This window comes from Agromyces indicus (assembly GCF_031432295.1).
Taxonomy (GTDB): domain Bacteria; phylum Actinomycetota; class Actinomycetes; order Actinomycetales; family Microbacteriaceae; genus Agromyces; species Agromyces indicus.
In genome coordinates this window covers 25369-38698 of sequence record NZ_JAVKGS010000002.1, presented here as the reverse complement: position 1 = coordinate 38698, position 13330 = coordinate 25369, and the positions used below count along the sequence as shown (strand labels likewise).

The 13330-nt window shown below is 72.7% G+C and carries 12 protein-coding genes; all 12 read right to left on the bottom strand.

Translation table 11 applies throughout. From position 1 onward, the window contains the following. Positions 1-52: 52 nt before the first annotated feature. On the bottom strand, positions 53-712 hold the full coding sequence (locus RH861_RS06390; RefSeq protein WP_310520314.1) for a methionine ABC transporter permease: 660 nt from the start codon (positions 710-712) through the stop codon (positions 53-55). Next, positions 712-1740: a methionine ABC transporter ATP-binding protein gene (locus RH861_RS06385; protein WP_310520313.1), complete on the bottom strand. Its 1029-nt coding sequence runs from the start codon at positions 1738-1740 to the stop codon at positions 712-714. The genes RH861_RS06390 and RH861_RS06385 overlap by 1 nt, the downstream gene beginning before the upstream one ends. A gap of 120 nt (positions 1741-1860) precedes the next feature. Further along, a complete protein-coding gene (locus RH861_RS06380) occupies positions 1861-2748 on the bottom strand; it encodes a MetQ/NlpA family ABC transporter substrate-binding protein (protein ID WP_248598600.1) in 888 nt (295 codons plus the stop codon). 189 nt (positions 2749-2937) lie between these two features. Further along, positions 2938-4785, bottom strand: a complete 1848-nt coding sequence (locus RH861_RS06375) for an ABC-F family ATP-binding cassette domain-containing protein (RefSeq protein ID WP_310520312.1) — start codon at positions 4783-4785, stop codon at positions 2938-2940. Positions 4786-4981: 196 nt separating this feature from the next. Further along, a complete protein-coding gene (locus RH861_RS06370; RefSeq protein WP_310520311.1) occupies positions 4982-5737 on the bottom strand; it encodes a putative endonuclease domain-containing protein in 756 nt (251 codons plus the stop codon). Between the two features lie 425 nt (positions 5738-6162). Beyond that, the gene (locus RH861_RS06365) at positions 6163-7116 is read right to left on the bottom strand and encodes a 4-(cytidine 5'-diphospho)-2-C-methyl-D-erythritol kinase (protein WP_310520310.1); all 954 of its coding nucleotides are present in this window, start codon (positions 7114-7116) and stop codon (positions 6163-6165) included. 22 nt (positions 7117-7138) lie between these two features. Continuing rightward, positions 7139-7681 carry a hypothetical protein gene (locus tag RH861_RS06360; RefSeq protein WP_310520309.1) on the bottom strand — a complete coding sequence of 181 codons (543 nt, stop codon included), beginning with the start codon at positions 7679-7681 and terminating at the stop codon, positions 7139-7141. 81 nt (positions 7682-7762) lie between these two features. Next, entirely contained in the window at positions 7763-8656 is an 894-nt protein-coding gene (gene rsmA, locus RH861_RS06355) for a 16S rRNA (adenine(1518)-N(6)/adenine(1519)-N(6))-dimethyltransferase RsmA (RefSeq protein ID WP_310520308.1), read from the bottom strand. Positions 8657-8723: 67 nt separating this feature from the next. Further along, the gene (locus tag RH861_RS06350; protein ID WP_310520307.1) at positions 8724-9635 is read right to left on the bottom strand and encodes a TatD family hydrolase; all 912 of its coding nucleotides are present in this window, start codon (positions 9633-9635) and stop codon (positions 8724-8726) included. Then, positions 9632-11194 carry a methionine--tRNA ligase gene (gene metG / locus RH861_RS06345; protein WP_310520306.1) on the bottom strand — a complete coding sequence of 521 codons (1563 nt, stop codon included), beginning with the start codon at positions 11192-11194 and terminating at the stop codon, positions 9632-9634. Before metG ends, RH861_RS06350 begins: the two co-directional genes overlap by 4 nt. A gap of 66 nt (positions 11195-11260) precedes the next feature. After that, entirely contained in the window at positions 11261-12367 is a 1107-nt protein-coding gene (locus RH861_RS06340) for an NADP-dependent oxidoreductase (protein ID WP_310520305.1), read from the bottom strand. Between the two features lie 105 nt (positions 12368-12472). Then, positions 12473-13300 (bottom strand): 16S rRNA (cytidine(1402)-2'-O)-methyltransferase, encoded by an 828-nt coding sequence (gene rsmI / locus RH861_RS06335; RefSeq protein ID WP_310520304.1) that lies wholly within the window; start codon positions 13298-13300, stop codon positions 12473-12475. Positions 13301-13330: the final 30 nt, after the last annotated feature.

The window sequence follows — 13330 nt, the reverse complement described above, 5'->3', positions numbered from 1 at the left end:
GGGGACGCGACGTGCCGCGCCGCCGCGGCGTGCCGCGCCCCCTCGGCGCGGTCTACCGGCGCAGGACGCGCCGGGCGAGCCAGTTGCCGAGGTACTGCACCACCTGCACGAACGCCACGATCAGCAGGACCGCCGCCCACGTGACCACCGGCTCGAACTGCCGGTAGCCGTAGAGCTGCGCGAAGTAGCCGAGGCCGCCGCCGCCGATGAGCCCCGCCATCGCCGACATGTCGATCACCGCGACCACGATGAACGTGTAGCCGAGGACGAGCGGCCCGAGCGCCTCGGGAACCACGACCGTGCCGAGGATCCGCCACGGGCCTGCGCCCATCGACCGCGCCGCCTCGATCACGCCCGGTCGCACGGTCAGCAGGTTCTGCTCGACGATGCGACCGATCGCGAACGACGCCGCGAGCGAGAGCGCGAAGATCGCGGCATCCGTGCCGATGCCGACGCCGATCACCGCCCGCGTCACGGGCTGCACCGCCGCGATGAAGATGATGAACGGGATGGGCCGGAAGAAGTTGATGACGACGTTGAGCACGTTGTTCACGACGGTGTTCGGCAGCAGGCCGCCGCGGCGCGTGACGTAGAGGCCGACGCCCAGGAGGAAGCCCCCCGCGCCGCCGAACAGCATGGTCAGCGCGACCATGTACAGGGTCTCGGCGGCGGCGGTCCAGAACTCGGGCGCCAGTTCGATGAGCCGGTCCATCAGCGGGCCTCCGTCACATCGGCGTGGCGCGCGACCGTCTCGAGCGCGCGGTCGATCGCGGCATCCGCCCCCCGGATCGCGAGGGTCAGGTGGCCGAACGCCCGCCCGCGGATGTCGTTGATGCCGCCGTAGATGAGCTCGAACTCCAGGCCCGCCGCCGCGAGGTCGATGAAGACCTGCGCCTGCGAGGCGTCGCCGTCGCGGAACGAGAAGGTCACGATGCGCCCCTCGTGGCGCTCCCGGAGCACCGCGAGCTCGGCGGGCGAGGGCACGCCCTTGATGACGGTGCCGACGAACCTCTGCGACGACGGATGCCGCGGGCCGGAGAAGACGTCGAACACGTCGCCGTGCTCGATCACCCGGCCGCGGTCCATGACCGCGACCTTCGTGGCGATCGTCTGGATCACGTCCATCTCGTGGGTGATGACGATGATGGTGACGCCCTGCTCCTCGTTGACGCGCTTCAGCAGCGTCAGCACCTCGTGCGTGGTCTCGGGGTCGAGCGCGCTCGTGGCCTCGTCGGCGAGCAGGATGCGCGGGCGGGTCGCGAGTGCGCGGGCGATGCCGACGCGCTGCTTCTGCCCGCCCGAGAGCTGGTCGGGACGCGCCCCCGCCTTGTCGGCGAGGCCGACGAATTCGAGCAGCTCGTCGACCCGGGCGCGGATGTCGGCGGCGCGCCATCCGGCCACCTTCAGCGGGTACGCGACGTTGCCCCGCACGGTCTTCGCATCGAACAGGTTGAACTGCTGGAAGATCATGCCGATGCCGAGGCGGATGCCGCGGAGCTCGCGCTCGGCGAGCCCGGTGATCTCGCGCCCGTCGATGCGGATCGAGCCGCTCGTCGCGGGCTCGAGCGCGTTGACGAGCCGCACGAGCGTCGACTTCCCCGCGCCGGAGTAGCCGATGATCCCGAAGACGTCGCCCGCCTCGATCTCGAGCGAGACGTCGTCGACGGCGGTGACGGGCTCGGCGCGCCGGTCGGCCGCCGGGTAGGACTTGGTGACGTGCTCGAGGGTCACGAGCGCCATGGGGTACCTCCTTCCGTTGGCAGGCCGGTGGTCGAGGAGCACGCAGGCGCGTACCGAGACCTCGCTCGGGTCTCGGTACGGGCGCTGCGCGTCCTACTCGACCACCGGGGCCGCCGCCGACTAGCCCTGGGCGCGGGTGTCGTCCTCGACCTCGGCGAGCGAGGACTCCAGGTCGGCGACCGGGATCTCGACCGAGACGCCGGTACCCGCCGAGGCCTCGTCGAGGCCGGCCTGCACGGCCGCGTCGGTCTGGAAGATCTCGACGAGCTTGCGGTACGTCTCGTTGTCGGCCTCGTCGGCGCGCGCCGCGAAGATGTTGACGTAGGGCAGCGCGTTGGGGTCGGCCGGGTCGTCCTTCGCGATGGCGTCCTCGAAGCTGAGGCCCGCGTCCTCCACGAAGTCGTTGTTGATGATCGCCGCGGCGACATCCGGCAGCGACGTCGCCGTGAGCGACGCCTCGAGCGGGGTGACCTTCACCTTCGACGCCGCCTGGTCGATGTCGTCGACGGTCGAGAAGATCGACCCGCCGTCCTCGAGCTCGATGAGGCCCGCCGACTGGAGCACGAGCAGGGCGCGCGCGAGGTTCGAGGGGTCGTCGGGGATCGCGACGGTCTCGCCCTCCTCGATGTCCTCGACGGACTCGTACTTGGTCGAGTACAGGCCGAGCGGGTAGATCTGCGTCGAGCCGACGGGCGTCAGGTCGGCGTCGGCCGAGACGTTGTAGTCGGCGAGGTAGACGATGTGCTGGAACTGGTTGAGGTCGAGCTCGCCCTCGGTGAGCGCCGGGTTCGGCTGGGCGTAGTCGGCGAAGTCGACCAGCTCGATCTCGATTCCGGCCTCGGCGGCGGCCGCTTCGAAGGCGGGCCACTGGGGGTCGGACTTGCCGACGACGCCGATGCGGACGACGTCGTCGCCCTCGGCCGCCCCGGCGGACGAGCACGCGGCGAGGCCGATGACGAGCGGGGCTGCCGCGAGCGCGGCGATGAGCTTGGTTCGGGTGCTGGGCATGCGGTGGTTCCTCTTTCAGGTGGGCGCGCGCGAACGGATGCTGGTGGCGGATGGTGCCCGGCATGACGAAACCCCACCGCTGGTGGCGGTGGGGCGTCGATGCCGCGTTCGTGGACGCACGTCAACGTTAGGCGAAGGTCCTGCGCCCGAATGACCGCATGGTCACCGAGTGTCACAGATCCTGCGGCGTCATCCCTCGAGTTGCTCGGAAACTTCGAGCCAGCGCGTCTCGAGGTCGGTCACGGAGTCCTCGAGCGCGCGCAGTTCGTCGCCGAGCGCGCCGAGTCCGACGTAGTCCGACTGGTCGTGCCGGGCGAGCTTCTCGTGCTGCTCGGCGATCTGCGCCTGCAGTTTCTCGAGCCGACGGTCGATCGACGCGAGCTCCTTCTCGGCGGCGCGGCGATCCGCGCCCGCGAGCGCCGGGCCACCGGCAGCGGATGCCGCGGGCCCGGCCGCGGGCGCCGCCGACGCCGGCGCCGTGGCATCCGTCACCTGCCGGCGTCGCAGCTCGAGGTACTGGTCGACCCCCCGCGGCAGGTCACGCAGGTGCCCCTCGAGGATCGCGACCTGGCGGTCGGTCACCCGCTCGACGAGGTACCGGTCGTGACTCACCACGAGGAGGGTGCCGGGCCACGCGTCGAGGAGGTCCTCGATCGCGGCGAGCATGTCGGTGTCGAGGTCGTTGGTCGGCTCGTCGAGGATGAGCACGTTGGGCTCCTGCAGCAGGATCAGCAGGAGCTGCAGCCGCCGCTTCTGCCCGCCGGAGAGGTCCTTCACGGGCGTCGCGAGCTGCTGGTTCGTGAAGCCGAGCCGTTCGAGCAGCTGTCCGGGCGTGAGTTCGACGGCCTTCGAGCCCGAGCCGACCACGTAGCTCGTCTTCTGCGCGGCGACCACCGCGCTCACGCGCTCGTCGGCCCATTCGGCGAGCTCCGCGAGTTCCTGGCTGAGCACCGCGATCTTCACCGTCTTGCCGCGCTTCACGCGGCCGGTCGTCGGCTGCACGTCCCCCGTCACGAGCTTCAGCAGCGTCGACTTGCCGGCGCCGTTCACGCCCAGGATGCCGGTCCGTTCGCCCGGCGCGATGCGCCACTCGAGCTCGTGCAGCACGGTGCGGGTCGCCGGAGCGTCGGGTGCGGCATCCTGGACGGGGTACTCGACCGTCACCCCGAGCAGGTCGACGACGTCCTTGCCGAGCCGCGTGACCGCGAGCCGGTTCAGCTCGACCGGGTTGCGCACGGGCGGCTCGTTCTCGATGAGCTGGTTCGCCGCTTCGATGCGGAACTTGGGCTTCGACGTTCGCGCGGGCGCGCCGCGGCGCAGCCAGGCGAGCTCCTTGCGCATGAGGTTCTGGCGCTTGGCCTCGGATGCCGCGGCCATGCGGTCTCGCTCGACGCGCTGCAGCACGTATGCGGCGTACCCGCCCTCGAACGGCTCGACGATGCCGTCGTGCACCTCCCACGTGGCCGTGCACACCTCGTCGAGGAACCACCGGTCGTGGGTCACGACGACGAGCGCGCCGTCGTTCGCCGCCCACCGGGCCTTGACGTGACCGGCGAGCCACGCGATGCCCTCGACGTCGAGGTGGTTCGTGGGCTCGTCGAGGAACAGCACGTCCCAGTCGCCGATGAGCAGAGCGGCGAGCCCCACGCGTCGGCGCTGGCCGCCCGAGAGGTCGCCCACGCGTGCGTGCCACGGCACGTCGGCGAGCAGCCCGGCGATCACGTCGCGCACCTTCGCGTCGCCCGCCCAGACGTGCTCCTCGATGCCGCCGACGACGGCGTCGGCGACCGTCGTCGCCGGGTCGACCGTGTCGGCCTGGTCGAGCATGCCGATGCGGATGCCGCGGCGCACCGTCACGCGACCGCCGTCCGGCTCCAGCCGCCCGGCCAGCAGCTTCAGCAGGGTGGACTTGCCGTCGCCGTTGCGCCCCACGATGCCGATGCGGTCGCCCTCGTCGATGCCGAGGGTGACCTCGTCGAAGACGGTGCGCGTAGGGAACTCGAGGTGCAGGCGCTCGGCGCCGAGGAGGTGTGCCATGTCGCGCTCAACCCTAGCCACCCACCCTGTGCGCCCCCGCCGCCCGCCGCTCCTCCTCCTTTCCCGCTCCCGCTTTCCGCCCCTCCATCACTCTCGCCCGGTGCCCCGCCCGTCCCTCCGCGGAGCGCCGAGAGTATGCCCAACATCCCGTCTGCAACCACGAAGCCGAGGTTCGGCATACTGTCGCCGCAGGTTCTCAGGGGCACCAGCCCCGTGAATGCAGGCGAGCGACGACGCGATGGACGAAGGCGGCGGAATCCCGGAGCGCCCCGTCGGCGCCGACATCGTCCGCCGTCGCCTGCACCATCAGCCACCCCTCATCCGCCAGCCGCTCGAGCCGGCGGACGTCGGCCCGGAAGCGCGACGGTGAGCGATGCAGGTCGCCCTGGTACTCGATGCCGACTCTCCACTCCGGGAACGCGAGGTCGACGATCGCCACCAGCCGGCGCGTGGCGTCCAGGACGCGCAGGTTGGGCACCGGCTCGGGCAGCCCGCCGCGCGTCAGCTGGAGTCGCAACAGGCTCTCACGACGGGACAACGGCCCCCATCGGGCGAGCTCGAGCGCCTCGCGCAGCCTCGTCGCGCCGCGGCATCCGCTGTGCCTGCGAAGCGCCGCCGTGAGCTCGCCCCGGGTGCACAGCGCCGCATCCCGATTCAGGGGTTCGCCGCCGGTGATGAGGAAGTCGGCTGCGGCGACGAGGTCGTCCACACCGAGCATGGACCCGAGCTGACACCAGGCATCGGAGGGGCCCGCGAGCCGGACGCCCGCCAGGGACATCGCTCCAAGACGCTCCGGGCGGACGACGTGCCCCACGACGCCCTCGGCCAACGACCTCGTACTCCCGGCCGGCACCCCCACGTGGAGCCTGAGGTCGCCCTCGAAGTGCGGGGGCAGCGGCATACCCCAGAGCATCGCCGCGGTGGCGTGGCTGAAGACCTGCCGTCCCGGCATCCGCTCGGCGTAGGCCATCGCGCGCGAACGAACATCGTCGGCGACCCCCGCGTGCTGTCGCACGCCGTGGAAAGGTCGCCGAAGGTCCGCCGCCGCGAGCCGGCTGGGGTGCACCCCGTGGCGCACCGCATGTCGCACGGTGAATGCGGGTGCGGACTGCAGTACCGGCGGCAGGGGGGCGGGTCGTCGCATCCGCTCATCATCGTCGCGACCTCGCGCCGGCCGCACCGGCTCTCCACAGCCGCCGATGCAGCGGATCGAGGGTATGCCGAACGACGGTCTATGGCCTCCGAAACCGACGTTCGACATACCCTCGGCGCCGCGCGCCGCGGGGCGGATGGGCACTGGGAAGGAGGGAGGAGGGCGCGGAGAGGGAGGAGGGCGCGGGGAAGAGGGAGGGCGGGCGCGGAGAGGGCGGGCGCGGGTCAGCGGAGGGCGGCGCGGGCGCCGTGCACGGGCCCGTGGACGTGGACCGCGGTGAGCCGCGCAGCCGACAGCGCGACCTGCAGCTCGATTGCCGAGTCGGCGCCGTCGACGAGGAACGCCACCGTCGGCCCCGACCCCGAGACGAGGCCCGCGAGCGCGCCGTTGCGCTCGCCGATCTCGAGGATGCGGCCCAGGCCGGGCGCGAGCGACAGCGCCGCCGACTGCAGGTCGTTGTGCAGCGCGGTGGCGAGCCGGCGCGGGTCGCCCGCCCGCAGCGCCTGCAGCACCGCGAGGTCGACCGTGGGCGAGGCAGCGGATGCCGCATCCGCGCCGGAGCGCCAGTCCTCCTCGAGTCCGGCGTCGCGCCGCCGGTCGAGCTCGCGGTAGACCGCCGGCGTCGACAGGCCGAACTCGGCGACAGCGAGCACCCAGTGGAACGACCCGGTCGCGAGCGCCGGGCTCAGCCGGTCGCCGCGGCCCGTGCCGATCGCCGTGCCGCCGGTGAGCGCGAAGGGCACGTCGGCGCCGAGGGACGCGGCCAGTGCGTGCAGCTCCTCCTTCGGCAGCGCGGTGCCCCAGAGCGCGTCGCAGGCGACGAGGGTCGCCGCGGCATCCGCCGACCCGCCGCCCATGCCGCCGGCGATGGGAACGTGCTTCTCGATCTCGAGGCGGACCCCGCCGGGCACCCCGGCGTGCCGGGCGAGCAGCTTCGCCGCGCGGACGGCGAGGTTCGAGGCATCCGTCGGCAGGTCGGAGGTGTCGACCGTGCCGCTGAACGAGACCGTGATGTCGTCGTCCGGCCAGGCGCGCACGTCCTCGTAGAGCGACACCGCCTGGTAGGCGGTCGCGACGTCGTGGTAGCCGTCGGCATCGAGCGCGCCGACGCGCATGAAGACGTTGATCTTGCCCGGCGCCCGGACGTGCACTGCCTCGTCGGTCGCCGCGATCGTCATGCGTCCACGCTAGGGCATGCGATCAGCCCACGCGCTCCAGCCACTCGCGCAGCGTCGCCTTGACGTCGGCGACGCGCGAACCGTCGGGCATGCGCCCCCACGTGAGCGAGATCGACGAACGGTCGTCGCCCCGCGGGCTCGACCCGGCGAGCACGAACTCGCCGCCGTCGAGGTGGAACCGGGCGGTCGGATGCCGAGCCGACGTGTTGCGCGCGAGCGGCTCGACCGCGAGTTCGGCGGCCACCACGTCGGCCAGCGCGTGGAGCGCCGCGACCGCGTCGAGCGGCACCGTGCGGGAGACGCTCGCCTCGAACATGCCGTCCTGGCGCTGGCCGGGCGAACGGATGCCGCGGGCCTGCTCGTACGCCACGGTGAGGTGCTGCGACCACCACGCGTCGACGCCCTGGTCGGCCGCGAGCCAGGCGGCGATCTCGGGGTGGGTCCACTCGCGCGCCCCCGCCTCGTCGAGGATGCCGAACCAGTCCTCGCGAGCGCGCCCGGTCACCTCGCGCACCTTGGCGTCGCCGACGCCGTCGCCGCTCGATCCGATGCCGTCCGTCGTCATGCACTCACGGTACCCGGGGCCCGGGGGCCCGACGCAAGGGGTGGCGTCGGGCCGATCCTCCGTACTCGGTTCGGTGTGCGGTCAGGCGGATGCCGCGGCGCGCGCCACGCGCAGGAAGTCGTCGACGGTGAGCTGCTCCCCGCGTGCCTGCGGGTCGATGCCCGCACCCTCGAGGACCGCCGTCGCCGCAGCCGACGTGCCGCCGAGCACCCCGGAGAGGGACTGCCGCAGCATCTTGCGACGCTGCTGGAAAGCGGCGTCGACGAGCGCGAACACGGCGACGCGCTCCGCCTCGGTTGCGGGCGGGTCGCCGGGCGCCTCGCCGCGCTCGAAGCCGACGAGCACCGAGTCGACGTTCGGCACCGGCCAGAACACCATGCGGGAGACCTGGCCGGCGATGCGCCACCGGCCGTACCAGGCCGCCTTGACGCTCGGAGCGCCGTACACCTTCGAACCCGGTTCGGCCGCGAGCCGGTGCCCGACCTCGGCCTGCACCATGACGATGCCGCTGCGCAGCGACGGCAGGTGCTCGAGCAGGTGGAGCAGCACGGGCACCGAGACGTTGTACGGCAGGTTCGCGACCAGCCGCGTGGGCGCTCCGGGCAGCGAGGTGACGCGGAGCGCGTCGTCGTGCACGACGGTGAGGCGCGTTCCGGGCTGCATCACGGTGGCGGTGTGCGGCAGTTGCCGGGCGAGGCGGCCGTCGATCTCGACGGCGACGACGTCGGCGCCGGCCTCGAGCAGTCCGAGGGTCAGCGAGCCGAGGCCCGGCCCGATCTCGAGGACCGTCTCCCCCCGCTCGACGCCGGCCGTCTGCACGATGCGGCGCACGGTGTTGCCGTCGTGCACGAAGTTCTGGCCGAGCTTCTTCGTCGGCGTGACGTCGAGCAGTTCGGCGAGGTCGCGGATCTCGGCGGGCCCGAGGAGGCGCGCGGTACGGTCCGCCCCGTCGGCCTCGTGGCGGTGCGCGTTCACCGGATGCTCCCCCGCACGGTGTCGATGCTGCGGCACGTGGGGGCGACGGTGGTCACGGCGCGCCGGTTCACGCGGATCCCGCCGCGTCGGCAGCGAGGCCGTCGTCCCACGACCCGTAGGCCCGCACGGTGTTCTCGGCGACCTGCGCGCAGAGTTCGTCGAGGTCGGCGTCGAGGGTCTCGGCGAGGAACCGCATGGTGTGCGGCACCAGGTACGGCGCATTGGGCCGGCCGCGGAGCGGCACGGGCGTGAGGTACGGCGCGTCGGTCTCGACGAGGAGCAGCTCGCGCGGGAGGACGCGCAGCGCCTCCCGCAGGTTCTCGGCGTTCTTGAACGTGACGTTGCCGGCGAACGAGCAGTACCAGCCGGTGTCGGCGGCGAGCCTGGCGAGCTCGGCGTCGCCCGAGAAGCAGTGGAAGATCGTGGTGTCGGGCGCCCCCGCACGACGCAGCGTCGCGACCACCTCGTCGTGGGCGTCCCGGTCGTGGATCTGCAGGGCGATCCCGTGCCGCTTCGCGATGTCGAGGTGCGCCTCGAACGAGCGGAACTGCGCGTCGCGGCCGTCGTCGCCCGTGCGGTAGAAGTCGAGGCCGGTCTCGCCGACGGCGCGAACGCGCGGCTGCGCGGCGAGCTCGTCGATGACGTCGATCGCCGCATCGAGCTCCCCGCGGGCGTCGAGCTCCGGCGCCTCGTTGGGGTGCAGTGCGACGGCCGCGAGCAGGCGTGGTTCGCGGGCGGCCATCTCGGCCGACCAGCGGCTGGTGGCGACATCCGTGCCGACCTGCACCGCCCCGGCGACGCCGACGGATGCCGCACGCTCGAGGTGCTCGTGCGGCGTCAGCGGCATCGCGCCGTCGGCGATTTCGAGGTGCGTGTGGTTGTCGTACACCGCGACCGCGAGCGGCTCGGGCGCCGGCGGGTACTCGGCGGCGCGTCCGCCGTCGGATCGGGTGCGCAGGTGGTCGGCCGGAGCCGTCACTCGGCGACCTCCACGCGCGGGAACAGCGGCTCGAGCGCGGCGACGCGTGAACCGGGCGTCCATTCGTGGGCGCGGTCGATCGGCTGCTCCTGCACGGTGCCGGGCGCGCCGAGGGCGGTCCACAGCTTCGCGGTCGCCTTGGGCAGCACCGGCGAGAGCAGCACGGCGAGCGTGCCCAGCCCGCGGTACGCGGTCGCGAGCACCGCCTCGAGGCGGTCGCGCTGCGCCGGGTCCTTCGCGAGCGCCCACGGCTCCTGCTCGGTGAGGTAGCCGTTGAGGGCGTCGACGAGGCGCCACGCGGCGGCGATCGCCTCGTGCACGTGGAGCCGCTCGATCGCCCGCCACGCGGCATCCGTCACCTCGGCCGCGAGCGCCGCGATGGCGGCGTCGGCGTCGGTGCGACCGGCCTCGCCCGAGGGCACCTCGCCGTCGCAGTACCGGCCGATCATCGCGATGACCCGGGAGGCGAGGTTGCCGAAGCCGTTCGCGAGCTCGGCCTGGTAGCGGGCCGCGAGGTCCTCCCACGAGAACGAGCCGTCCTGTCCGAAGTGGATGGCGGAGAGGAAGTAGTAGCGGAACGCGTCGGAGCCGAACGTGTCGGTGATCTGCTCGGGCGCGATGCCCGTCAGCTTCGACTTCGACATCTTCTCGCCGCCGACGAGCAGCCAGCCGTGGCCGAACACGCCGCGCGGCACCTCGAGGCCTGCGGCCATGAGCATGGCCGGCCAGATGACGGCGTGGAAGCGCAGGATGTCCTTGCCGACGAGGTGCTGTGCGGGCCAGCGCCGCGCGAACTCCGCGTCGTCCTGTCCGTAGCCGACCGCGGTGATGTAGTTCAGCAGCGCGTCGAACCAGACGTAGACGACGTGGGACTCGTCCCACGGGACCTTCACGCCCCAGTCGAACGTCGACCGCGAGATCGACAGGTCGGCCAGCCCCGACCGCACGAAGCTCACGACCTCGTTGCGCGCCGACTCGGGCTGCACGAAGTCCGGACGCGTCTCGTAGAGTTCGAGCAGTCGGTCGGCGAACGCGGACATGCGGAAGAAGTAGTTCTTCTCGTGCAGCAGTTCGACGGGCTTCGAGTGGATGGCGCACACGAGCTGGCCCGCGTACTCCCCCTCGCCGTCGACGAGCTCGGACTGCTGCTTGTACTCCTCGCAGCCGACGCAGTAGTAGCCCTCGTACTCGCCCGTGTAGATGTGCCCGTCGTCGTAGAGCTTCTGCAGGAACCGCTGCACGTTCGCCTCGTGGCGCTCGTCGGTCGTGCGGATGAAGTCGTCGTTGGCGACGTCGATCGTGTCGAGCAGCGGCTTCCACGCCTCGGCGACGAGCTTGTCGGCCCATTCCTGGGGCGTGACGCCATTCGCCGTCGCGGTCCGCAGGATCTTCTGGCCGTGCTCGTCGGTGCCCGTCAGCATCCACGTGTCGCGGCCCGCCTGCCGGTTCCAGCGCGCGAGCACGTCGGCGGCGACCTCGGTGTAGGCGTGCCCGATGTGGGGCACGTCGTTGACGTAGAAGATCGGGGTGGTGATGTAGAACGAGGAGCCGTCGGCCATGCCGACAATCCTACGGGCGGCGCACGGCGCGTAACGCCGGGCCGGGGGCGGCCCCGGCCCGGACGATCAGCGCACGGGCGCCGCCGCGGCGGGCGCCCCGACCTGCGGGATCGAGCCCGTGCGCAGCCGGCGCGCGCGGCCGTCGCCGATCACCGGCGGCAGCACGCCCTCGACGCTGACGCGCTCGTGCGGCGTGGGGACGCCGATGGTGACGTCCTGCTGCTTGAGCCGGGACGGCCGCACCTTCTGCCCCTTGTAGTCGACGAGCTTCATGCCGATGACGATCTTGCCCGCCGAGTCCCGCTGGTCGAGCTGTCGGTACGCGTCGGCGATCTCGGACAGGGAGAACACGTCGGCGATGGGCAGCCGGATCTGGCGGTCGGCGACGAGCTGCGCGACGCGCGCGAGCGCGATGGTGTCGCCCGCGTAGAGCTTCACCGCGTCGTGGTCCTCCACGGCGCCCCAGTCGGTCGTGGTGAACACCCGCGTGGGCGGCACGCCGAGCTCGGCGGCCTCGTCGGACTCGCCGCCGAGGAAGTCGAGGAAGGCGGTGACGGGCGCCCTGGTGACGGCGCGGACGCGTGCGGCGAGGTCCGGGCCGTAGGAGACCGGCACGACGCCGAACTGCCGGACGAAGTCGAACCGCTCCTCGGTGGTGCTGCCGATGACGACGGCGCCCCGAGCCCGCGCGAACTGCGCCGCCAGGCAGCCGATGCCGCCGGCCGCGGCCGTGATGACGACGACGTCGTTCGCGCCGAGGTTGAGGCCCTCGACCGCGCCGAGAGCGGTGGTGCCGGCCACGTAGAGCGACCCGGCGATCTCCCACGAGAGCGAGATCGGCTTGGGCAGGAGCTGGGTCTCGGGCACGACCACGTGCGTGGCGTGCGCACCGCGGGCGACGTAGCCCATGACCTCGGCGCCGCGGCGGAACCGCGTGACGCCCGGCCCGACCTGGGCGACCACGCCCGCGAACTCGCGCCCCTGTCCGGAGGGGAACTCGACCGGCCACCGGTCGGCGTTGTCGCCGAGTCGCACCGCCGTCTCGACGGGCGAGATCCCGGCGGCGTACACCTCGACGAGCACTTCGCCCGGGCCGGGTGCGGGCGTCGGGATCTCCTGGATCTCGAGCACCTCCGGTCCGCCGAATTCACTGAACCGCACTGCCTTGGCCATGACGCCCTCCCCCGGACTCCGTTGTCACGGTCATCGTCCGTCCGGCCGGTGGGAGGCGCTTGGGAAGCACCTGTGATTCCGATGCAAGCGAATGGACTCGCAGGCTCAGTCGCCCCGGCGAGCCTCCAGCGCCGCCTCGTACAGGTCGCGGCGCCCCAGGCCGGTCTCGGCGGCGACGGCGGCCGCGGCGTCCTTCAACCGGGTACCGGATGCCGCGAGCGCGACGACCCGCGCCACGGCCTCGCCGGCGTCGGCCGGAGCCGGCTCGGCGGCGCCGCCCACCACGATGCAGATCTCGCCGCGCACGCCGTCGGCGGCCCACGCGGCGAGCTCGCCGACCGGACCACGGCGGACCTCCTCGTGCAGCTTGGTGAGTTCCCGGCAGACCGCGGCGGGCCGGTCGTCGCCGAACGCCTCGGCGAGCGCGCCGAGCGTGGCCGCGAGCCGCGACGGCGCCTCGAAGAACACGAGCGTGCGACGGTCGGCGGCGAGGTCGGCGAGCCGCCGGATCCGCTCGCCCGCCTTGCGCGGCAGGAACCCCTCGAACGCGAAGCGGTCGGTCGGCAGCCCCGACACGGCGAGCGCGGTGATCACCGCGCTCGGGCCCGGGATCGCCGTCACGTCGACGCCCGCCTCGACCGCGGCCTGCACCAGCGGGAAGCCCGGGTCGGACACCGTCGGCATGCCCGCGTCGCTCAGCACGAGCAGGTCGCCGTCGCGCGCGAGCTCGACGAGGTCGGCGGCGCGCGCCCGCTCGTTGTGCTCGTGCAGCGCGATGAGCTTCGGCCGGTTGGCGATGCCGAGGCCGGCGAGCAGCCGCTGGGTCACGCGGGTGTCCTCGGAGGCGACGACGGTCGCGTCCTCGAGCGCCTGCCGGAGCCGTGCGGAGGCGTCGCCGAGGTTGCCGATGGGCGTCGCCGCGAGGATGATCACCGGTCCAGTCTGACGCACGGATGCCCCGGC